Source organism: Paraburkholderia sp. D15 (assembly GCF_029910215.1).
GTDB lineage: Bacteria > Pseudomonadota > Gammaproteobacteria > Burkholderiales > Burkholderiaceae > Paraburkholderia.
This window is the reverse complement of record NZ_CP110396.1, coordinates 2,781,118-2,801,506: the sequence shown is the minus strand read 5'-3', so window position 1 is coordinate 2,801,506 and position 20,389 is coordinate 2,781,118. Positions and strand designations below refer to the sequence as shown.

The window sequence follows — 20,389 nt, the reverse complement described above, 5'->3', positions numbered from 1 at the left end:
AAAGAGAAGGCGAACCAGACTCAGCCTGATCGGATGCTTCTCCCGGCCATTCTTCATACAAGCTTCGTGCCAGTTCACGCTCCGGATGGCGCGACGCTTGCTGGGCGGGGCTGACGCAGCAGCGATGGACCGCGTGTGAAACGTGCGCGGTGAGCGGGAATTCACCCAGTCCGGCGCGGTGATGTCGTCGCGCTGAAATCGATGCCAATGCATGGTGGCGCGGGTTGCGCGGCGATGCGCTCGGCACGGTTCGCGGTGGGATGCAATCGCCTCACCGTGGGTTGGATTTCACCCAGCGATGCGTGTACTCGCGACGCCGTTGCAATGCACTTTCGATGCAGTTGCAAAGCAGTTGCAAAGCAATCGCAGTGCCCTCGCGCTGCGTCGACGACACGACGCGCTGACAACGCGCCGCCAATACGGATGCGCGACACGACGCCTGCCTCGGCGTGCATCGATGAATTGGACGAAGGGGATGAAACGGAGATGCGCCGGTGTCGAACGATCCGGCGTAAGCGGGTTGACGCGACTCAGCCCAATGCCGCGGAATTGCGCCGCGCGCGCCACAGCAAACGGCTGCCGATCGGCACGCACGCGACGAGCCCCTGCTCGAGCAGCAACTCGAGCGCGGCCTGGGTCACATCGAGCGATAGATACGCGGACTCGGGACCGATCCACATGAAATGCACGCCTTCGACCGTATCCGCCGCGGCCGGATGGTCGAGCAGATAGCGCAGGATATGCAGCGCGGCGATGCGCGTCTGGTCGTCGATCACGATACGATCCGTCGTCTCACGCTACGACGTGGCGGCATGCGCGACCCCGTCAATTCGAGCGGTCACGGGCCAGACCGTGCTTGCGAACCAGCTTGCCGAACGCGCTGCGCTCCTCGCCCGCGAGGCGCGCGGCGAGCGACAGATTGCCGTTCGATTCGGCCAGCAGACGCCGCAGATAGTTGACCTCGAAACTGGCGATCGCGGCGGCCTTCTCGGTCTTGAAACCGCGCGGCAGCTCGCCCACGCCGGCCATGTCTCCCACGCCGCCCGCCGCGCTCACCGCTGCCGTGGTAGCGGGACCGACGCTGACACGATCGTCTTCGGCCAGCAAAAACGCGCGATGCACCGCGTTTTCGAGTTCGCGTACGTTGCCGGGCCACGCATGTTCGCGCAGATAGTCCAGCGATTGCGCGTCTAAACGCATCTCGTGCCGCGAATAGCGTTTGCGCAGCCGGTCGAGAAAGACCTGCGCGAGCTCGACCCGGTCTTCGCCGCGTTCGCGCAGCGCCGGAATGCGCAGCGTGACGACGTCGAGCCGGTACAGCAGATCGCGGCGGAATTGGCGAGCCTCGACGAGTTCGGCGAGATTCGCATTGGTCGCGACGACGATGCGCACGTTCGCCTGACGGATGCGCGTGCCGCCGACGCGGCGATAGGTGCCGTCCTGCAGAAAGCGCAGCAGCGAGGCCTGTGCCTTGAGCCCGAGCGCGTCGATTTCGTCGAGGAACAGCGTGCCGCCGTCCGCCTCACCGATCAGGCCGGGACTTTCGAGTTTCGCGTCGGTGAACGCGCCGCGTTCGTGGCCGAACAGCTCGCTTTCGACGAGCATTTCCGGCAACGCACCGCAATTGACGGGCACGAACGCGCGCTGTTTGCGCTCGCCGAGATAGTGAATGGCGCGCACCGCCAATTCCTTGCCCGTGCCTGTCTCGCCGAGTACCGTGACCGGCACGTCCACACTCGCGATCTTTTCGATCTGCCGTTTCATCGCCAGCATGGCCGGCGACGATCCCAGCAGATTAAGACGAACGAACTGATCCATGCGCACCCCAAACCCTGGTCTATAGATTTGTCAATCCGCGATTGCACCGCCGATTGCTTCTTTGCTTTGTCGAGCGACGCCGCGCTGCCGCAATGTCCAATCAAGCGTATTGCTACATCGAATGCCGGGCGGCAAAACGCACGCACGTGCTCCGAAGCTGCCGGCCGTTCGGAACGGCCTTGCGATACCGCAGCAATGCGCTTCGTGCGCGCCACCTGCGTTGTTGCCCGATGATTTTTTCTGGAAATACCGGTGCGTGGATCTTTCAGGTTCGTTGTCGTTCTTGTTGTATTCGGTGTTGCTTGCTGTTGCATTGCGTGTTGCATTTCGCATATTCCCAATATGCGCTCCGTCCTATGTCGTATTTCAATTAATTGCAATAAAGCTGTGCTAACTGCATAAGAAAACACGTTATCCCGACGACGGAGAACCGCAGCATAGCGAATCGCGGCGCGTGTAGCTAGCGAAAAAAACCATGACTGCGCGCAGCACGCCGACGCGAAATGTCCATGCCAATGGCGACGTGTTTTGTCCACGAGAAATGCACGCACAATGTTCTCGCTCGACAACAAGCCGATCATCTCCCGATTGCGAAAAAAGCTGTATGAATGTACAGTCCTTCGCGCGGCACCTGAAGGTGCCTGAACACGCGTGAATACGTTTGAACACGACAGGCTGAGGAGAAGACATGTTTCGATTGACGGTTCCAGGCGGGCGGGTGCTGGCATCGGCGCTGATCGTCGCGTCGACTGCCGTGTCGACCGCGGCCGTGGCCGGCGAACACTATGTCGAGATATGGAATCCGCCCGAGGCGCGATTGCAAAAGCCGGCGGCGAACGTCAAGGGCGGCAATGCCAAAACTCAGCTCGCCATGCGTCACACGCCGAAGGTTGCCACGCGCCGCATCGCGGATCCTGTTGCGCGCGCCCTGCCCGGCAAGCGTGTAACGGATAGCGTGAAACCGCCCGTCGTGGCGCCGCGCGCTACTGACATCCCCCGCATCATCACGCCCGAAGGCAATGTGCTGAGCGTGAAGAATGACGTTGCGGCGGTTGAGATAGTGCGCTGAACGAAAAGAATAGCGAGGCGAATCTAATCGCCGTCGTTTTTGATTGCATCGCGGTCTAATCAATTTCGGACAAGCTTCGATAACTGCTTCGATAACTGATTAGCAATCTGAATCAAATCCCGTCTTACGGCCTGAGTGGCTTCTCCATGCACGCATCCACATCGACACTCTCCTCGTCGTTGCGATGCGCGCGGCTCGCGAGCCGCAAATAAGCGGCGGCGAGACGCCGTAATTCGTCCTCGGAAGCATCTTCGATACCGATCAATTGATCGTTTGCCGCGCGGTGCGACGCTAGCAGTTCATTCAGTTTCAGATGTACCGCCACGCTGTCCTTGTTCTGGCTCTGCTGGATCAGGAAAACCATCAGGAACGTGATGATGGTCGTGCCTGTGTTGATCACCAGTTGCCAGCCGTCGGAGAAATGAAAGAGCGGCCCCGTCACGGCCCACACGAGCACGGTGATCGCCGCCACGCCGAAAGCGACCGGCGAGCCGGCGAGGCGTGTTACCGAACTGGCGAATGCATCGAATGCGCGTGTGACGGGATGACTGGCCGCATACGCCGGACTCGCGGTGTCGGGCACGGTGCTCAGGCTGTCTGCGTGGGAACGCGGCGCGGTTTCTCGCATGGCTGCCTCCGTCGAAGGTAGTTTCGGTTAACACCGGCTACCAGCATTTTGCGTGCCGCGTTGGTTACACCAACACGGCACACACGGAGGCAAGCTATTACGTTACGGCAGCGGTGCGCGGCCTGACTGCCGCAAACATCGCAAATGCCGCAAACATCGGAAACGCTGAAACCCTCAGTCCGCGCACGCGGAACAGGTTGCGTCCACAGTCGCCGTGCTTGTCGTAGTCGCGGCGACCGTCACGGGCCTCGTCGTTGCGTTCTTCGCGGCTCGTGCCGGATTGGCGTCGGCGTGCGTCGCCTCGTTCGGCTGCTGCCGGTCGCGTCCAAAACTCACCAACGCACCCAACCCCAGCAACGCCAGCGCGCTGCCGAGCGTGAAATCGGCGGGAATGCCGACGTGGTCGACCACCATCCCGCCCACCAGCGAGCCGAGCGCAATCGCCACTTGGATGATGCCGATGAACAAGGCCGAACCCGCTTCCGGTTCATCCGGTGTCGCGCGCTGAATCCACATGCTCAAGCACAGCGGCAGCGCGCCGAACGAAATGCCCCACGCCAGCACCAGCGCCGCCACACCGAGCGACGACTGCTGAAGCAGCGGCAACGACACGAGCGCCACCATCAACAACGCGATCATCGCCCCGAGCGAGATTTTCAGATTGCGCGTGACCGTCGACGACACCGCGAAGTTCGAAATGAAACCGATCATGCCGAAGCCGAGCAACAACCACGTGATGGTCGACATGCCCAGATTCGCATTGCGCAGCAGGAACGGCGTGATGTACGTGTACGACGAGAAATGCGCGCCGAACACGAGCGCCACCATCAACAGGCTTCGGCGCGGATGCGGCCGGCGCAGCAACGCGGTCAGATCGCGCGCGCGTATCGCCGCGTCGGACGGCAGCGAAGGCACGAACAGGAACTGCGCGGCGAGCGCGAACGCGACCAGCACGCCAGTCGCCATGAACGACGCGCGCCACGACGCGAAACTCGCGATAAACGTACCGAGCGGCACGCCGATCACGGTCGCGCAGGTCACGCCGGTGAGGATCGTGGCCATCGCCCGCGCGGCATCCTTCGGCTTCACGAGACGCGCGGAAGCTGCCGTCGCGAGTGTCCAGAAACCGCCGAGCGCGGCGCCGAGCAACGCGCGTCCGAGCAGCATGATCATGAAGTTCGCCGCGAAGGCCGAGATCAGATTCGACGCGAGCAGCAACGCCGTGAGCAACAGGAACACGCGCCGCCGGTCCATGCGCCCGGCGCCGATCATCAAGCCCGGTGCCGAGAGCGCGGCGATCACGCCGGGCACCGTCACCATCAGGCCGGCGGTCCCTGGGCTCACGCCCAGATCGGCGGCGATACGCGGCAACAACCCGACCGGCAGAAATTCGGTCGTCACGAAGGCGAACGCGCCAATCGCGACCGCGCCGACCGCGAGCCAGGAACGCACGGGCGACGACGTGCCATCGTCCGTCGAGGCGATGCTCGACGACGGATTTTCTTCCATCAACATAGTATTGTTTGCGAGTGACTTAACAACGAATGGGATTGGAGCGGCGCGGCCGTACTAATCGATGCGCGCCCCGAATAAAAAAGCAGGCCCTGATGACTTGTCTAGGACCTGCTTGCGATTGCGTTGCCGGAAAATCAGCGAGAAAACCGGAATGGGTCACACCTTAACATCGTATTAAGACGCTCGCAGCGCACGACGAAAAATCGCGGTCGCCGGTGGGGTTATTTAGCGCGGCCTGGCGAATCGATAGCACGTTGCGCCGTACGTCATTGACCGAAATAGGTCCGGCACAGCGGTCCGTTCGCGCACGGCCTGTCGTTTCGAGTGCCCTGCGTACCGTGTGCGTCCTGCCGGACGCCCATGTCCGACTGCCCCGCGGCGATGCCGCCATACGACGCATTGCGCACGTTCCCCGCTTGTCCCGGGTCGCTGAACGACATGTCGGTCGTCGCCTGCACCGACTCGTTCGCGTTCTGTTGCATCATCGTGCGGCCCGATGGACTGCCGCCTTGCGCGTCATCCGGCTGCAGCGCGCCGGCAGTCACCGGTACGAGCAGCAGAACGGCGCTGGCGATTGCCAACATCCAATGAAATTTCATGACCAGACTCCTCGAATCCGGCGCAGCGGTACCCGTCCTTTGACAAAATCGATTGGCGAAACATCGCCAGCCCCCTCAGGGCCGACGGACGAGCCGGTGCCGATGCAGAACCGCTGCGGCGAATCGCCGTAACAGGCAAGTGAAGCGTTGCCAGACCTGCAACCGATGTGGGACGCGTCGTCGCGGCGCACCGGATTCGGTCGCCACAGGCTGGAAATGCGGATATCGGCTCCGCTGTTCCGTTATAGTCCGGCGGCACAGGAATTCAATCACCGGTTTTCAACCGGTGCCGACGATCGCCGCGCCGATACCCCGCGCATACCCGATACCCAATTCAGTTCGGATAACCGCACTCCACGACAAAATCCCGCAATTGAGTACGTGCATTAGCCGCGCAGTGCGCTATCATGCTGCAATAACGTAAAAAACGGCCCCACGTGCAGCACCGGCGAGAGACGGAAGTGTGGGCGTGAAGCCAGCCGGCAACAATCAGCATATCGACATCATCGTTCGTCCCCCCGCGGCCGCGAGGCTTATCCAGCCTCATCCGTCGCCTGGCGGCGTGCCCGTATAACGTGCTGATTTGCAGCTGATTGGCGACTTGTTGGCCGCTGATTGAGTTGAACGGCACAGCCGGTAATAACGGCAGCCTGACCGGACAAATGCAGTACCGCAATTTACGGAGCAACGTTTTTTAACGCTGCCATTGGCATTTCCTTCAATCGATAACCCTACCGCGGGCCGGCCCATTCAGATGGGCCAAGGGCTTACGCGGCTTTCCTTGCAATCTGTAACTGACAGAACGCCGGACGCTTTAGAAGGACGAATATCTTATGGACGAACGGAAGCGAGATAGCATGATTGCGTATCTCCGCCATCGCATGGAAGAGTTTGGCATCGAGCCGGAAGATCTGGCCGCGGTATTAGCCGCCGAGCCCGCCGCGGAAAAAGCCGCGCGCTACCGCAGCGCGACCGGCGACAGCTGGGACGGTCAGGGCGAAATGCCTCAATGGCTCAAACAGGCCATCAGCGCGGGGCAATCCATCGATCACTTCGAATTGTCGGGCACGCCGGCACCGGCGCCGCAACCGAAAAAACAGGTCGACTGGAAAAACGATCCGTTCGCGGGCAGTCCGCTCGCACGCTCGAGCGATCGTTAAAACGCGCGGTCATGCGTCGCACGTGGAAATGTGCGGCGGCCGCGCATATTGCGGCAATTGAATGAACGCGCTGACCTGCCGCACGATCTGCCAGAACACCTTGTCGAAGAGGCGGCCACGTTCCGCTTCGGTCACGCCGTCGACGAGCGGATCGATAAAACTCCAGCGGTAAAACACCGGTTCGCCTGGAAACACCGGCGCATTCGGCGCGGCGACGCAGTCATCCATCGCGACGACGACGTCCATGCGCGGCGCCCATTCGCCGGTGAATTCCAGCCAGCTTTTCGCGCCGAGCCCACCCAGTTCCGAAATGCCGGGGCGCAATTGCGCGACCGTATACGGATGAACCCGCGTGGCCGGTTCCGGCCCTGCGCTGAATGCTTCGAAACGGTGCCCCGCCAGTTCGCGCAGTAGCGCTTCGGCGATGATGCTGCTGGCTGAATTCTCGCGACAGAGAAACAGCACTTTGTATTTTCTGGTCACGCTTTCCCCGTCCCTTCTTTTTACTTCTGGATGGCATTCTGCCGTCGCCGTCTTGCGCCCCCGTGACACTACGATGACCTGATTTTTCGCGCCACGGGAATTTGCACCAGGTGGAGGAGCGATAAGGGATCATCGGGTGAGCGACGGTCGCCGCCGGGTCGCGTCCTGGGTCACGTTCGGATCGCGTCCTGATTGCCTTGGCGATCGCGCTCCCACTGCTGGATGCCGCGCTTAACCACACGCTCAACCTCGTGCTCAACCACACGTTTACGGCCTGGCGCCCGGCAAGGTTAAGGCCGCCGCCGCACGCAAGTGTAGCAGCGCACTCGCCCAAGCTTTCATTATGCTGTCACTCTCGCGGACGGACCCGCGCGGTTCCGCGCGCATTGCGTCGCATGACCGCCACGCATCATTGCGCGTCAACTCGCGGCTTCGTTGTCGCGACGCCCGGAGACGAGCCGGTTGGTCGCATCGCCGTTTTGCGGCGTCGTCGCCGGCGTGGTCTCGAACTGCATCTGCGTGGTCGCCGCGGGTGGTTTGTTGATGGCCTTGACGCCATTCGCGATGCCCGGCGCGGCGACATAGGGGACGAACGCCGCGACCGCGACGACGATGATGAAGGTGAACATGAGCGTCGAGCCTCCCGGATGACCCGCATGCGACGATGGGGAACGGGCGAAAAGAAACGACGTTCGAACGCGGCCGGACGGCCTGCGCCGCGAACGCGTCGAACGTGTCTTCGATTCTAGAAGCGCGGCGTGTCGTGCTAAAGGCCGCAGTCTCTATCTAATCGGCCGACGTCTATGGCCTGACGGCCAATACCGCTTTCGTCACACCACGGCAGATCGCGCGGCCTCGCGCGACGTTTCGGCTTCGTCGCGGGCATGCTTGAGTTCGCCCGCGCGGCTCAGGAATGCGAACGACGCGCACGCCGCCAGCAACGTGATGACGATCAGCACGTGCAGCATGCTCGTGAAGGCCTGCGTATAACTGAGCGCGAGCGCATGCCGGTCGAGGCCGGGCAGACTTGCGGCGGCGCTCGCGAGATCGCCCGTGGTCAGACGTTGCGCCGCTTCGGCGATGCGTCGCGCGGTGTCGGCGCTGCCGTCGGCCGCGAGGGGAGCCAGTCGCGCGAGCCGCGCCTGGGCGAGGCCCGCGAGCAGTGCGGTGACGATCGCGAGCGCGATGCCCTCGCCGGCCACGCGCGTCGTGCTGAAGATGCCGGTGGCCATGCCCGCGCGCTCCTTCGGTACGACGCTGACCGACAGTCCATCCATCAAACCCCAAGGCATGCCCGCGCCGACGCCGATGATCAGCATCGGCAGGATCGCCGATGCACGCGCCGCGCCGATGTCGACGCGGCTCAGCCAGAACAGCCCCGCCGCCGCGATCAGGAAACCGATGCCCGAGAGCACGCCCGCCGACAGCCAGCGCGTCAGCGAGGCGGCCAGCAGCGGCACGATGACGAGCGGCGCGGACAACGCAATCATCAGCAGCCCCGCATCGAGTTCGCTGAGTCCTTCCGCGCCGATCAACCGCAACGGCAGCATCACGATCAACACGATGTAGCAGTAGCAAGTGCCGACCGGCAAGATCTGCACGCCGACGAAACGCGGATAGCGAAACAGACTCAGGTCCAGCATCGGCCGGGCGACCCGCGTTTCCACCCTCGCGAACAGCACGAGCAAGACCGCCGACGCGGCCAGCAGACCGACCACCCGCGCACTCGCCCAACCCGCCTGCGGCGCCTGGATCACTGCGAAGGTGAACAACGCGAGCGTGCCGCTGAAGCTCAGCGTGCCCGGCCAGTCGAGACCGGCCGCATCCGGATCGCGCGTTTCGCGCATGCGCGGCACGCCGAACACGAAGGCGAGCGCACCGATCGCGGCGATCGTCGCGAAGATCGCGCGCCAGCCGAAATGCGCGATCAACGCGCCGGCCAGCAGCGGGCCGAACGCGAGACCGATGCCGAAGCTCGTGCCGAGCAGGCTGAACGCGCGCGTGCGGGCATGCCCCGCGAACTCCTGCGCGAGCGCGGCCGACCCGCTCGCCAGCGACGCCGCCGCCGCGACGCCCTGCAGCGCGCGCAATGCGTCGAGCCATGACACCGAGGGCGCGAGACTCAGCCCCAGCGACGCGACGATGAAGCCGCCAAGCCCGGCCACGAAGAGCCGCTTGCGGCCGTACTGATCGGCAAGCGCGCCGGCCGCCATCAACAGGCTGCCGAAGCTCAGCAGGAAGGCGTTGGTGATCCACGTCAGCGCAGTCGCGCTGCCGCCAAGGTCGCGTCCGATGGCCGGCGTCGCGACCGCGCCGCCGGAGAAGGCGAGCGGCAGTACGAGCGCGGCGAGGCAGACGGCGGCGAGGATCAGCGGTTTGGCGCGGGTGCCGGGCTGAATGTTGGCGTTGGCGTTGGCGTCACTATCCGGCGTAGTCGTTTTCATCGATCGTTCCTTTCCCGTGGTCGTCCGGCTGTCACGCGATCTGTCACGCGCGCCGGCCAGACGCGCTGGCCACATGCAGCGCTCAAGGCCGTCATTCTGGCGACGGCGCCGCCGCGGATAAAGAGCGTGCAGGTCGTGAGTGAGCGGCCCGAAACGCGACAATCGATCCCCTCGACGCGTATTCGAAGGTCATGCGGGAACGAAGAAAAAACGTGCGCAAGGCAACGATTGTCGCCAGCACGGCGACACACAATTTCCGTCAGACGGATTTTTCCGGGCGGCCGTCGCGTTCATACTGACAACGACTTTCACGGGCACGCGCTGCGCATCGCGTATGCGGCCCACCACGACGGAACCACCGGATGCTGAACAGAAACGCCATTAGCTCGGGCGCCTACCTCGAGAGCTTCGACTCGCTGCCCAGCGAGATGCTGTGGACGCAGGCGCGCATCGACGCATCGCTCGCGCAAACGCTGGCCGCGCGTCCGGACAATGGCGACGTATGGGTGTTCGCGTATGGCTCGCTGATGTGGAACCCGGTGTCGGACTTCGATTGCCGGCGCATCGCCACGCTGCACGGCTGGCATCGCAGCTTCTGCATCCGGTTGATCGCCGGACGCGGTACGCCCGAGCAACCCGGACGCATGCTCGCGCTCGAACCGGGCGGCTGCACCGAGGGCGTCGCGTTGCGGCTATGCGGCGCGACGCTCGGCGAGGAACTGCGCATCCTGTGGATTCGCGAGATGGTGACGGGCGCGTATCGTCCGACGTGGGCGGCCGTCACGCTCGACGACGGCACCCAGGTTCAGGCGATCGCCTTCGTCGCCGAACCTCAGGATCAGCAGTACGAGCGCGATGCGCGGGCGGCGACGATCGCGCCTGCGATGGCGATGGCGACGGGTCTGTTCGGCAGCAACGCGGAGTACGTGTTCAAGCTGCAACACGCGCTCGCGGATTGCGGCTTGAACGATGCTTATGTCGACGAACTCGTCGATGAACTCGCGAAACAGCAGGCGAAGTTGCCGGAGCAGCCTGCTTGATGCGTTGGCAACGGCGTTAAAAACGCAGACCGTTCAGGAACTGGAACCACAGCCCACCGAGCACGCCGGCCGGGTTGGCCTCGGCCCCAGCGTCGCTCGACGCGTTGTCCGGCTTATCGCCGGACTGGTCGCCGCGCTTGCCTTGGGCGCCGCGATTGGACGACGCGGCCTGCGTCGGCGTTGCATCCTCGCTGGCCGAGCCCGCCTTCGTCCGGGATCGCGTCCGCGTCCCGGCGGGAGCCGCCTCGCCGCCCGCCGTTTCGATCTCGACCTCGGTGTCGGCTTCGCCCCCACCATCCCCCTTCACCGCCTCCTCCGCCGCGCGACGCGCCGCCTGCAACGCCGCCACGCTATCCGCGATCTGCGCGGCACGGCGCGTCTCGCAACGGCGGCCGAGCAATACGCCGAACAGCACATCGCGATTGTGGCCCTGGTCGGCAAAGCGCATGGCGAGCGACACCATCTCCGCGTACGCCGCTTCGTCGGCGGCCTTCGCCGCGGCTTCGCGCTCGGCGCGCGCCTGCTGCTGCCGCGCGCGTTGCGCCTCCCAGCCGCGCATCTGTTCGGCGTAGACGGCGTCGTACACCTTGCGTTGCCCGGCGTCCGACAGGATCGCGTACGCGTCCTTGATTTCCTGGAAGGTGGCGCGCGCCACTTCCTCGGCGCCGCTGTTGCGGTCGGGATGCCACTTCATCGCGGCCTTGCGGTAGGCGCGCTTGATCTCGTCGTCGGTGGCGTGCGTGGGCACGCCGAGCGTTTCATAAAGAGTTGCCATTGCCTGCTCGACCTCGCCGTGATTCGCTTCGCGGGCCATCCTAGCACGCGAAAAACGGCGTTATCGTGAAGCGACGCGCGCAGCCGACGTGGTTCGGCATCGAATGCGGCCTCTCGCGGCGGCGTCATGATGGACGAACACGAAGAAAGCAAACGACAGACGAAAAAAAGGCCTCGCCACTGACGTGGCGAGGCCGAGTCCCATGTCAAGGAGATGTCATGGAGGAGACGATTCGATCATAGCCCGCGGGCATCGCGCCCCCAAACAATCGTTCGCCATATGCTTATCCGACGGCGGCGCAAGTGCATTGCAGCGGGCGGGGAGCGGGTTTCGATCCGGCGCCGGACGTGCATCCATCACGCCGCGATCATGCCGCGATCCCCCTTTTATCCGGCATCGAGCGGTACGAAAAAAGCTTTCTCGCCTACCGCGCGTTATATCGTTAGAACAAAAAGTCGCTTCGCGCGGCCCGCCGCGGTCATTAAGATGACACTTCAAAGTCCGGTTCGCCCCGGTTTTATCGCGCGCAGCCCCGCGCCGGTGAACCGTGAGCCGTTACCGAAGGAGCATTTCGTTGACCAGTTTCGACTATCATCGCCGGCCGCTCGTCATCGGCATCGGCGGCACCACGCGCGCCGCTTCGTCGACCGAACGCGCACTCGGGTTTGCGTTGCGCGGCGCCGAAGCCGCGGGCGCGAATACCCGCCTGTTCGGCGGCACCTTCCTGCATAGCCTGCCCCACTATGCGCCGGAACACACGCAACGCACCGACGAACAACTCGAATTGATCGAAGCCGTGCGCCATGCGGACGCGTTGATCATCGCCACGCCCGGTTATCACGGGGGCGTGTCCGGGCTCGTCAAGAACGCGCTGGATACGCTGGAGGAATTGCGCGCCGACGAGCGTCCTTATCTCGACGGCCGCGCGGTCGGCTGTATCGTCACCGCGTACGGCTGGCAGGCCGCTGGTTCGGTGCTGACTTCGCTACGTTCGATCGTCCACGCGCTGCGCGGCTGGCCCACGCCGTTCGGTGCCGGCATCAATACGCTGGAGACGCGCTTCGACAGCGTCGATACCTGTTCCGATCCGAAGGTGGTCGAGCAGCTCGCCACCGTCGGTCAGCAGGCCGCGCAGTTCGCGCTGGCGTTCGCTTCGCATCGCAAGCCGGCCGTCGCGCCGGTGGTCGGCGGACAGGGCGACTCGCGCGGTGAAGCACGCAGCGAAGCGCAACCGGCGCGCCTGCTGCACGCGGTTTAGCAGCGCTGTGGTAGGGCACGGTTCAGCGCCTGGGTTTAACGCCTGGGTTTAACGCCTGGGTTTAACGCCTGGGTTTAGCGCCTGGGTTTAGCGCCTGGATTTAACGCCTGGATTTAACGCCTGGCCCGGTTCAACACCGGGCTTCGACGCCTTCGCGCCGCAGCCTCGCTCAACCCCTCCGCTCACGCCTCGGGTCAACGCCGCAGGCACACATCGACATCGTCACCCGCATCACGCACGCCGTGGCGCCGCTTTCGCGGCCCACGGCGTGCGCGCTTGTGCTTCTGCTTGTGCTTGCGCGCTCCGTGCGCCACATAACAGACCGCTTGCCTGTCACGCCGGATAGTGTGTTCGAGCAAGGCGAATATGGGGCGTCGCGGCCATGTGAAGACCGTTCCCGAACCTCGCTGATTTGCTTACGACGAATGATTGGTTCACCGGCAGTGCAGTGCCACCTACGCTTGACCCTGCCCGCTGCCTTACCGGCCCCCGACGCTCAGTGCGCGTCCCCGTGCCGGCTCCCTGGAACACGCACGCGGGCATATTCACTGCCACGACCATGAATCCACATATCCGCTACAAGGGTTACGAAGTCGCACCGGTTGCGCAACGCCTGCCCAATGGCCTGTTCGCCGCCAATCTGACGATCGAGAAAACCAGCGCGAACCACGGGCAGGCGTATTCGTTCGATGCACTGGATTATTTCTTCGACGAGGAACATGCGCTCGCCTATGCGTTCCGCTGGGGCCGCATGTGGATCGATAACCATCAGTAAGTCCGGGTCGCGGGAAGCCGCGATTCGCTCCGGCTTTGCGCCGGCCGGCGTCGACGTGCGAAGGGTTGTGCCAGAATAGACGGCCCTCGTGCACGCCCCTTGCACGCTTGCCGTTACGGAGAGACCGGCCATGACCTGGACCGTCGATGCACAACTCGCGCTGACCGCCACCGAGGCCGTCGCCGCCATTCAGTCGGGGCGTCTGAAAGCCGCCGACTACATCGCCACCCTGCTCGCACGCGCGGCCTCGCTCGAGAGCCTAAACGCACTCACCACACTCGACCTCGACGGCGCGCTCGCCGCCGCGCGGCGCATCGACGCGCTGCCGGCCGAAGCCCGCGCGCAATTGCCGCTCGCCGGCCTTCCGGTGGTCGTGAAGGACAACATCAACACGGCCGGCTTGCAGACCTCGGCGGGCACGCCCGCGCTCGAAGGCTTCGTGCCGAAGACCAACGCGCCTTCCGTGCAGCGGCTCGTCGACGCCGGCGCGATCGTGCTCGGCAAGGCGAACATGCACGAACTGGCGTTCGGCATCACGAGTACCAATTTCGCCACGCACGCGGGGCCGGTGCGCAATCCGTACGACCCCACGCTGATTCCGGGCGGCTCGTCGGGCGGCACTGCCGCGGCGATCGCCGCGCGCATCGCGCCCGCGGGACTCGGTACCGATACCGGCGGCTCGACGCGTATTCCGGCAGCGTTGACGGGCACCGCGGGCTTTCGCCCATCGGTCGGCAACGGCGAAAGCGAGCGGCGCTATCACGATCCCCATGCCGTGCTGCCGATCAGCCATACGCGCGATACCGTCGGGCCGATGGCGCGCACCGTCGCCGATATCGCCCTGCTCGACGGCGTGATCACCGGCGCGGGCGCGTTGCCGTCCGTCGCGCTGAACGGCTTGCGTATCGGTTTGCCCGCGCCGCTCTGGGCCGGACTCGAAGCGCAGGTGGAAGCCGTCGCGCACGCCGCGCTGAAACGACTGGACGCGGCCGGCGTGGTGTTCGTGCCGGTCGAGATCGCCGAACTCGACCACCTGAACGGAATGGTGGGCGGCCCGATCGCGTTGCACGAGCCGCGCGAGGATGTGCTCGCGTGGCTCACGGCGAACGATGCGCCGGTCAAAAGCGTTGCCGAACTCGCGGCACGCATCGCGAGCCCGGACGTACGCGCGATCTACGATGCCGTGCTCGGCGACGTGCTCGGCGAACGTTACGACGACGCGCTGAATCTGTGGCGTCCGCGCTTGCGGCAGTACATGGCGGACATCTTCGCCGGCGAGCGGCTCGATGCGCTGCTGTTTCCCACCACGCGCCTGGTCGCCACGCCGATCGACGATGTGCACGGCTCGTCGTTCGTGCGCATCGACGGCGGCGAGCCGATCGACACGATGGACGCGTTCCTGCGCAATACCGATCCGGCCAGCACGTCGGGCATTCCCGGGCTGTCGTTGCCGGCGGGCATGAGCGCGAGCGGCCTGCCGGTCGGCTTCGAACTGGACGGACCGCTGGGCGAGGACCGGCGGCTGCTGGCGATCGGCATCGCGTTCGAGCAGTTGCTGGGTGCGCTGCCGGCGCCCGCGCTTTGATGCGGACGGCCGGGTTGTCTACTCGCATGGCGATGGCGCGTCGCGTCGCCGGCATTGCCGCCGCGCTGACCGTCGCACTCGCGGCTGGCGCCTGCGCGCGTCTCGCCGCGGTCGATTCCAACGCGCTTTGGAAAATCGTCGATCTGCGCTGCGTGCCGTCGCAACAGGCCACCGGCACGCCGGGCCAATGCACGAGCGTCGATCTCGACAAACGCTATGCGATCCTGAAGGACATCGTCGGGCGTTCGCAGCATCTGCTGATTCCGACCGATCGCATTACCGGCATCGAAAGTCCGCTCGTGCTCGCACCGCATGCGCGCGACTACTGGGTCGATGCGTGGGACGCGCGGCGCGACGTCGAGCAATCGGTCAAGCGCAGCTTGCCCGACAGCCTGCTCGGACTCGAAATCAATTCGCAGTACCAGCGCTCGCAGAACCAGCTACATATTCATATCGATTGCATGCGCAACGATATCGGCGAAGCGCTGTCACGCCACGCGAAGGATGCGCCGGGCGAATGGCGCTGGGACTCGCTCGACGGTAAGCGTTACCGGATCATGCGCGTCACGACGCTCGCGAACGGGGACAACCCGTTTCGCGTCGTCGCGAGAGACAACCCGGGCGAAGCGGCGATGTCCACCCAAACCATTCTCGTGACGGGCGCCGGCCCGGATGCGCAACAGGACGGCTGGCTGATCGTGAACAGCGGCACCCGTGTCGACGACGGCAGCGGCTCGGCCGAGGGCCTGCTCGATCACGAATGCCGCGTTGCGGATGCATCGTAAGGATCGCGTTGGCTGTCCTGTTTGCGGTCCTGCCAGCGCGTTGCGGCGTGATGCCCGCCGCCTAAGCACGTTCGCGCAGATGCATTGCTGAACAAATTGGTTCTGGCGGCACGCGAGGGTCCGTAGGATCGGTCTGAATCTGCACTTCGACCGTTCCTGCCCATGGCGTTCTATCTCGACGACACGCAACGCTCTACCCTCGCCCGGCTCGCGTCCAGCTGGACGTGGCGCACGCAATGGCCGACGTGGCTGCTGATCGTGACGATCTACGGCGGCTGGTTCGGCGTCGCGACGCATGCACGCGAGTTGGGTCTGCCGCTTACCGTCGCGCTGCTGGCCGTGTTCGGCGCGTGGTACATGTCGCTGCAACACGAACTTCTCCATGGTCACCCGACCCGTTCGCGACGCTTCAACGCGTTGCTCGGCTTCGCGCCGCTGGCCGTGTGGTTTCCGTATGGCGTCTATCGGGACTCGCATCTGCTGCATCATGACGATGCGCATCTGACGCATCCCGAACGCGATCCCGAGAGCTATTTCGTCAGTCCGCTCGTTTGGCAACGTGCAGGGCGGACGTTTCGCGCGTTACTCGTTTTCCGCAATACGTTCGTTGGGCGGTTGCTGATCGGGCCGGCGTTTTCCATCGCGGCGACGGGCGTGGAGGCGTTCGCCAAACTCAGGCGTGGCGATTGGCGGGACGTGCCGGTCTGGCTTGCGCATGTTGTCGCGTTGGGTGCGCTCGCCGCGTGGCTGCAGATCGTGTGCGCGATGCCGGCTTGGGTGTTTATTGTCGGTGCGGGATATGGCGCGTTGTCGCTCGGGGCGGTTCGCTCGTTTCAGGAGCATCGCGTGGCGGAGGTGGTCGCGCATCGCACGGTGATCAATGAGGCGGCGTGGTTCTGGCGATTGCTGTTTCTGAACAACAACTTCCACGTGGTGCATCACGATCTGCCGCATGTGCCGTGGTTTGCGATTCCGCGTGTGTATGAAGCGTCGCGCGAGCAATATGTCGAGCGCTCTGGCGGGTTCGTAGTCAACGGTTATAGCGAGTGGTTCAGACGTTATGTGCTTGCCGCTGCCGCCCATCCCGCGTTTGGGACTCGATCCGCTATTCACCCGCAGCCTGCGACTGGCTACGCGCTAGCGCCGCAAAGTAACGGCCAGGCGGATGTCCGAGCGCTTTCTTGAACATGGTGATGAACGCAGTCACCGACTCATAGCCAAGTTCGTCGGATACGCGTTGCACAGACGCGCCCCCGGCAAGCTCGCGCACGGCGACCAGCAATTGCAACTGCTGTCGCCACCGGCCGAACGTCAGTCCCGTTTCGTTGACGATAAGTCTGGCCAACGAACGCTCGCTCATTGCCAGACGCTTGCCCCATTGCGAAATAGTGCTGCGATCACCGGGATTGACGTTCAGCGCGTCGGCAATCTGACGGATCTTCGGATGATCGGTAACCGGCAAATAGAGGCGTTCGACCGGCATCAACGTCAGCTCGCGTAACAGCACACGTGCAAGCTGGTCGATATGGCCGCCCTTCTCGTAGTCGAGCGGTGCTGCTGCCAGATAAAGAATGATTTCGCGCACCATTGGCGAAATGGACAGCGTGCAGCACTCCTTCGGCAGATCGACAATGCCTGATTCGGCGAACAGATAACACAGCTGCGCGTTGGGTGTGGCACGGTTGCTATGCGGCATGTCGCCGGGAATCCAGACCCCGCACTGCGGCGGCACGATCCACAACGCGCCCGCAACCTGGCAGGTCACCGCACCGTGTAATGCCAATACCAGTTGCCCTTTTCGATGCGTGTGTACCGGGATCTCCTCCACGTGCTCGTCGAGTTGCATGCGAAGCGCCACTGCCGGGCGATCGATTCGATCGGGATCGTCTAAATCAGGAAGGCCAGGGTAACGATCCATAGCGGGCTTTTTCTCAGCGACATGCTGCCATTGTAGCGACCTTCAACCGAAAAATAAGCCGGCGTTTCGAAGGAGCGCCACGCCGGGATCGCGAGAGACCATGTCAGCAACGTTCAGTCCGCACCCACCCGCGCATTGCGCTTCGATTGAGCGCTCCCACCGCACAATCTGCTGACCGGAACCGAACTGCAATAGAACAAGAATAGAAAATTCTGCCTGAACTCCGGCAATATTTCTCCACGCAGTCAAATGAATTCACGGCGCGGGCGACTCGATAAAAACAATCGAAGGGCACGACGCGCCAGATTTCAATAACCACGCGGAAATCCGCCGCGGCGAAATACAAACGTGGACGAGACACCTCCGCATTTCGAATTCGAATAACCACGACGACAAGCACCGCGGAATGCCTCTGCGCGGTCTTCGCTCGCCCTCGAAAAGACCGCCGGTTGCGGGGCTTTCCGCATCGCGTCACCCGGCTCGACAGGACAAGGTTTGACCGTTCTTTTGAAATTCACTTTGAAATCCGGAGATCTTATGAAAAAGAAAAAAATGGAAGTCATAGTCGGTTCGCTCGTGGGGCTTGCCAGCCCTTTCGCGCATAGCCAGAGTAGCGTCACGCTCTACGGAGAGATCGACAACGGCATTCACTACCAGACCAATGTGGGCGGCGGCAAAGCGGTCTATATGGACTCGCTGGACGGCATCGACGGCAGCCGCTGGGGGTTGATCGGCAAGGAAGATCTCGGAGGCGGTCTTAAAGCCATCTTTACCCTTGAATCCGGGATCAACGTGAACAACGGACAGTTCGCTCAGGGCGGTACGGCCTTCGGCCGCCAGGCCTTCGTCGGACTGAGCAGCGACACCTACGGCTCGCTCACCGCGGGGCGCCAGTACGACATGGTGTGGTACTTCCCCGAGTTTCTCGCGGGCTCCGCAGCCGTCGGCGATATTGCCGGCGGCCACCCGGGCGACCTCGACAATGTCGGCAACAGCGTGCGATTCAATAATTCGGTGCGCTATATGAGCCCGGATTTTCATGGCTTCTCCTTCGGTGCCGAATACAGCCTTGGCGGAATACCCGGCGACTTCACGTCCACATCGGGCTACTCGATCGGCGCGGGTTACACCCACGGCCCGCTTCAGGTCGGCGCAGCGTTCGATTACTTCAAACATCCGACCGCGACGCCGGGAAGCGGCTGGTTCACTGCCTACGCAAGCGGCTTCAACCTGCTCGCCAATTCACTGAACTCGGCTTACCAGGTTGCGCAGGCGTATCAGGACGCCGTTGTCGCGGCGACATACACCATCGGCAACGCGGCGATCAGCGCCTCCTACTCGAACGTGCAGTACGCCAATCTGGGGCCCTCGTTTCTGAACGGCACCGCGATCTTCAACAACTACGACATCGGCTTGAGTTATCGCATCACGCCAGCGTTTTCCGTCGGCGTGATGTATGACTATATGAACGCCCGCAGCGTCACCACCGCACAGGGCAACGTCGTTGGTAACCAGCACTACAATCAGGCGGCATTTCTGGTGGACTATTTGCTGTCGAAACGCACGGATGTGTATTTCTCGGGCGGCTGGCAACGTGCTTCGGGTACAGCGTCGACGGGCGCGCCCGCTGTCGCCGACATTGGAGGCTCCGGAGACTCGTCGAATAACCACCAGATGATTTACAGGTTGGCTATTCGCCACAAATTCTAGGCAACCCATCCCGTGACGAAGGAAGGCGCCTGCATTCGCCACCTGAATGCAGGCGCCGCCCTCGCCTCTCAGGGTTGCCGATTCGACGCCTGGTAGTACGGTCTCGTGCCAACACTCGCGTCATATACGCTCCGGTTCAGGCCGCCCCGTTCCGAATCCGGCGGGTAGGCCCTTTGCTTCGTCGCCGTTATCCAGCCGTCGTGTTCGGCCTGAAGAAGTTCGGCTCGTACCTCGGCACGCGTCTTCTCATCCACCACCGACGCGCCCGGGCAGTCTGTCTTGTCAGTGCCGGCACTTGCGGCCAACGGAAAGAAGACCACGAGGCAGAGTACCGCTGCGATTATCGTTTTCATGAATACTCCTTCTTCGTAAAGCTGTGGCGTCGCGATCAGACGAAACCGTACATGGTGAACAACATGACATACGGAATTTCCTGCCCCGCCGAGTTACAGACAATGATGTCCAGCTTCTGGATAGTGAACATGGACGTTAACGCTCTTGCGACTCGTAAAAAGATATTCTTCATGATACGGAACCCATTTTCACTGCTCGTTCAAAGCGAGAGGATCTGGACGACGCGTGCTTTGAAGCGTCGCCATGAGTAGTACTTTATCGAGAACCTTCCGGCCTGAATTTTTGGAAGATGACAACTTATCGCTAAAAACAGCCAGAGTTTTTGCGCGCCTCGTGTGCTCTTCACAGGCCGAAAGGCCGCCTCGTGCACTGATACGCTGGCACAGCCCAGTGCACTGCCTTAAAAAGCAAACGCAGGCGAGCGCCTGTGGAAACGCGGCCTGCGTCGAGTGTGTCGAGAAGCGGGTGGATTG

General features: G+C 63.3%; 21 protein-coding genes. 9 read left to right on the top strand and 12 right to left on the bottom strand.

Annotation, left to right across the window (positions count from 1 at the left end; genetic code table 11):
* Positions 1–530: 530 nt before the first annotated feature.
* From LFL96_RS32335 to LFL96_RS32325, 3 genes are read right to left on the bottom strand one after another with little or no spacing between them, the layout of a single operon-like run.
* A complete protein-coding gene (locus LFL96_RS32335; protein ID WP_281001956.1) occupies positions 531–776 on the bottom strand; it encodes a hypothetical protein in 246 nt (81 codons plus the stop codon).
* 49 nt (positions 777–825) lie between these two features.
* Positions 826–1,818: a sigma-54 dependent transcriptional regulator gene (locus LFL96_RS32330; RefSeq protein WP_281001955.1), complete on the bottom strand. Its 993-nt coding sequence runs from the start codon at positions 1,816–1,818 to the stop codon at positions 826–828.
* Positions 1,819–1,848: 30 nt separating this feature from the next.
* Positions 1,849–2,151: a hypothetical protein gene (locus tag LFL96_RS32325; RefSeq protein ID WP_281001954.1), complete on the bottom strand. Its 303-nt coding sequence runs from the start codon at positions 2,149–2,151 to the stop codon at positions 1,849–1,851.
* Between the two features lie 355 nt (positions 2,152–2,506).
* Between LFL96_RS32325 and LFL96_RS32320 the strand changes: the two genes are divergently transcribed.
* Positions 2,507–2,887, top strand: a complete 381-nt coding sequence (locus LFL96_RS32320) for a hypothetical protein (protein WP_281001953.1) — start codon at positions 2,507–2,509, stop codon at positions 2,885–2,887.
* 124 nt (positions 2,888–3,011) lie between these two features.
* On the opposite strand, the gene LFL96_RS32315 is transcribed toward LFL96_RS32320, so the two are convergent.
* The 3 genes from LFL96_RS32315 to LFL96_RS32305 all read right to left on the bottom strand — a co-directional run bounded on the left by LFL96_RS32315 (position 3,012) and on the right by LFL96_RS32305 (position 5,629).
* Positions 3,012–3,515 carry a low affinity iron permease family protein gene (locus tag LFL96_RS32315; RefSeq protein ID WP_281001952.1) on the bottom strand — a complete coding sequence of 168 codons (504 nt, stop codon included), beginning with the start codon at positions 3,513–3,515 and terminating at the stop codon, positions 3,012–3,014.
* Between the two features lie 174 nt (positions 3,516–3,689).
* Positions 3,690–5,030 (bottom strand): MFS transporter, encoded by a 1,341-nt coding sequence (locus LFL96_RS32310; protein ID WP_281001951.1) that lies wholly within the window; start codon positions 5,028–5,030, stop codon positions 3,690–3,692.
* Between the two features lie 266 nt (positions 5,031–5,296).
* Positions 5,297–5,629, bottom strand: coding sequence for a hypothetical protein (locus tag LFL96_RS32305; protein ID WP_281001950.1), 333 nt, complete (start codon positions 5,627–5,629; stop codon positions 5,297–5,299).
* Between the two features lie 833 nt (positions 5,630–6,462).
* Here LFL96_RS32305 and LFL96_RS32300 point away from each other — a divergent pair.
* Positions 6,463–6,789, top strand: coding sequence for an H-NS family nucleoid-associated regulatory protein (locus LFL96_RS32300; RefSeq protein WP_281001949.1), 327 nt, complete (start codon positions 6,463–6,465; stop codon positions 6,787–6,789).
* A gap of 9 nt (positions 6,790–6,798) precedes the next feature.
* Here the strand turns inward: LFL96_RS32300 and LFL96_RS32295 are convergent, their stop codons facing one another.
* From LFL96_RS32295 to LFL96_RS32285, 3 genes are all read right to left on the bottom strand, one after another.
* Positions 6,799–7,272: a low molecular weight phosphatase family protein gene (locus LFL96_RS32295; protein ID WP_281001948.1), complete on the bottom strand. Its 474-nt coding sequence runs from the start codon at positions 7,270–7,272 to the stop codon at positions 6,799–6,801.
* Between the two features lie 419 nt (positions 7,273–7,691).
* Entirely contained in the window at positions 7,692–7,901 is a 210-nt protein-coding gene (locus LFL96_RS32290; protein WP_281001947.1) for a hypothetical protein, read from the bottom strand.
* Between the two features lie 201 nt (positions 7,902–8,102).
* Positions 8,103–9,716 carry an MFS transporter gene (locus LFL96_RS32285; RefSeq protein WP_281001946.1) on the bottom strand — a complete coding sequence of 538 codons (1,614 nt, stop codon included), beginning with the start codon at positions 9,714–9,716 and terminating at the stop codon, positions 8,103–8,105.
* A gap of 362 nt (positions 9,717–10,078) precedes the next feature.
* Between LFL96_RS32285 and LFL96_RS32280 the strand changes: the two genes are divergently transcribed.
* Positions 10,079–10,756: a gamma-glutamylcyclotransferase gene (locus tag LFL96_RS32280; RefSeq protein ID WP_281001945.1), complete on the top strand. Its 678-nt coding sequence runs from the start codon at positions 10,079–10,081 to the stop codon at positions 10,754–10,756.
* 16 nt (positions 10,757–10,772) lie between these two features.
* On the opposite strand, the gene LFL96_RS32275 is transcribed toward LFL96_RS32280, so the two are convergent.
* Positions 10,773–11,531 (bottom strand): J domain-containing protein, encoded by a 759-nt coding sequence (locus LFL96_RS32275; RefSeq protein ID WP_281001944.1) that lies wholly within the window; start codon positions 11,529–11,531, stop codon positions 10,773–10,775.
* A 574-nt stretch (positions 11,532–12,105) separates the two neighbouring features.
* On the opposite strand from LFL96_RS32275, the gene LFL96_RS32270 reads away from it, so the two are divergent.
* From LFL96_RS32270 to LFL96_RS32250, 5 genes are all read left to right on the top strand, one after another.
* Positions 12,106–12,789 carry an NAD(P)H-dependent oxidoreductase gene (locus LFL96_RS32270; protein ID WP_281001943.1) on the top strand — a complete coding sequence of 228 codons (684 nt, stop codon included), beginning with the start codon at positions 12,106–12,108 and terminating at the stop codon, positions 12,787–12,789.
* A 559-nt stretch (positions 12,790–13,348) separates the two neighbouring features.
* Positions 13,349–13,564, top strand: coding sequence for a transcriptional regulator (locus tag LFL96_RS32265; protein WP_281001942.1), 216 nt, complete (start codon positions 13,349–13,351; stop codon positions 13,562–13,564).
* Between the two features lie 130 nt (positions 13,565–13,694).
* The gene (gene iaaH / locus LFL96_RS32260; RefSeq protein ID WP_281001941.1) at positions 13,695–15,149 is read left to right on the top strand and encodes an indoleacetamide hydrolase; all 1,455 of its coding nucleotides are present in this window, start codon (positions 13,695–13,697) and stop codon (positions 15,147–15,149) included.
* A 32-nt stretch (positions 15,150–15,181) separates the two neighbouring features.
* Positions 15,182–15,934, top strand: coding sequence for a CDP-diacylglycerol diphosphatase (locus LFL96_RS32255; protein WP_281003921.1), 753 nt, complete (start codon positions 15,182–15,184; stop codon positions 15,932–15,934).
* A gap of 162 nt (positions 15,935–16,096) precedes the next feature.
* Positions 16,097–17,119, top strand: a complete 1,023-nt coding sequence (locus LFL96_RS32250) for a fatty acid desaturase (RefSeq protein WP_281001940.1) — start codon at positions 16,097–16,099, stop codon at positions 17,117–17,119.
* Here the strand turns inward: LFL96_RS32250 and LFL96_RS32245 are convergent.
* Positions 17,040–17,780 carry a helix-turn-helix transcriptional regulator gene (locus LFL96_RS32245; RefSeq protein WP_281001939.1) on the bottom strand — a complete coding sequence of 247 codons (741 nt, stop codon included), beginning with the start codon at positions 17,778–17,780 and terminating at the stop codon, positions 17,040–17,042. The genes LFL96_RS32250 and LFL96_RS32245 overlap by 80 nt on opposite strands.
* Positions 17,781–18,389: 609 nt before the next feature.
* Here LFL96_RS32245 and LFL96_RS32240 point away from each other — a divergent pair.
* Complete coding sequence (locus LFL96_RS32240; RefSeq protein WP_281001938.1) at positions 18,390–19,562, top strand: porin; 1,173 nt, start codon at positions 18,390–18,392, stop codon at positions 19,560–19,562.
* A gap of 68 nt (positions 19,563–19,630) precedes the next feature.
* On the opposite strand, the gene LFL96_RS32235 is transcribed toward LFL96_RS32240, so the two are convergent.
* Complete coding sequence (locus LFL96_RS32235) at positions 19,631–19,915, bottom strand: DUF4148 domain-containing protein (RefSeq protein WP_281001937.1); 285 nt, start codon at positions 19,913–19,915, stop codon at positions 19,631–19,633.
* Between the last annotated feature and the right edge of the window lie 474 nt (positions 19,916–20,389).

Bases quoted from the DNA above. Each gene is read 5' to 3' on its own strand.
- LFL96_RS32330 (WP_281001955.1), bottom strand. From the start codon at position 1,818: ATGGATCAGTTCGTTCGTCTTAATCTGCTGGGATCGTCGCCGGCCATG.
- LFL96_RS32325 (WP_281001954.1), bottom strand. From the start codon at position 2,151: ATGCGAAATGCAACACGCAATGCAACAGCAAGCAACACCGAATACAAC.
- LFL96_RS32320 (WP_281001953.1), top strand. From the start codon at position 2,507: ATGTTTCGATTGACGGTTCCAGGCGGGCGGGTGCTGGCATCGGCGCTG.
- LFL96_RS32315 (WP_281001952.1), bottom strand. From the start codon at position 3,515: ATGCGAGAAACCGCGCCGCGTTCCCACGCAGACAGCCTGAGCACCGTG.
- LFL96_RS32310 (WP_281001951.1), bottom strand. From the start codon at position 5,030: ATGTTGATGGAAGAAAATCCGTCGTCGAGCATCGCCTCGACGGACGAT.
- LFL96_RS32305 (WP_281001950.1), bottom strand. From the start codon at position 5,629: ATGAAATTTCATTGGATGTTGGCAATCGCCAGCGCCGTTCTGCTGCTC.
- LFL96_RS32300 (WP_281001949.1), top strand. From the start codon at position 6,463: ATGGACGAACGGAAGCGAGATAGCATGATTGCGTATCTCCGCCATCGC.
- LFL96_RS32290 (WP_281001947.1), bottom strand. From the start codon at position 7,901: ATGTTCACCTTCATCATCGTCGTCGCGGTCGCGGCGTTCGTCCCCTAT.
- LFL96_RS32285 (WP_281001946.1), bottom strand. From the start codon at position 9,716: ATGAAAACGACTACGCCGGATAGTGACGCCAACGCCAACGCCAACATT.
- LFL96_RS32280 (WP_281001945.1), top strand. From the start codon at position 10,079: ATGCTGAACAGAAACGCCATTAGCTCGGGCGCCTACCTCGAGAGCTTC.
- LFL96_RS32275 (WP_281001944.1), bottom strand. From the start codon at position 11,531: ATGGCAACTCTTTATGAAACGCTCGGCGTGCCCACGCACGCCACCGAC.
- LFL96_RS32265 (WP_281001942.1), top strand. From the start codon at position 13,349: ATGAATCCACATATCCGCTACAAGGGTTACGAAGTCGCACCGGTTGCG.
- iaaH (WP_281001941.1), top strand. From the start codon at position 13,695: ATGACCTGGACCGTCGATGCACAACTCGCGCTGACCGCCACCGAGGCC.
- LFL96_RS32255 (WP_281003921.1), top strand. From the start codon at position 15,182: ATGGCGCGTCGCGTCGCCGGCATTGCCGCCGCGCTGACCGTCGCACTC.
- LFL96_RS32250 (WP_281001940.1), top strand. From the start codon at position 16,097: ATGGCGTTCTATCTCGACGACACGCAACGCTCTACCCTCGCCCGGCTC.
- LFL96_RS32245 (WP_281001939.1), bottom strand. From the start codon at position 17,780: ATGCAACTCGACGAGCACGTGGAGGAGATCCCGGTACACACGCATCGA.
- LFL96_RS32240 (WP_281001938.1), top strand. From the start codon at position 18,390: ATGAAAAAGAAAAAAATGGAAGTCATAGTCGGTTCGCTCGTGGGGCTT.
- LFL96_RS32235 (WP_281001937.1), bottom strand. From the start codon at position 19,915: ATGAAAACGATAATCGCAGCGGTACTCTGCCTCGTGGTCTTCTTTCCG.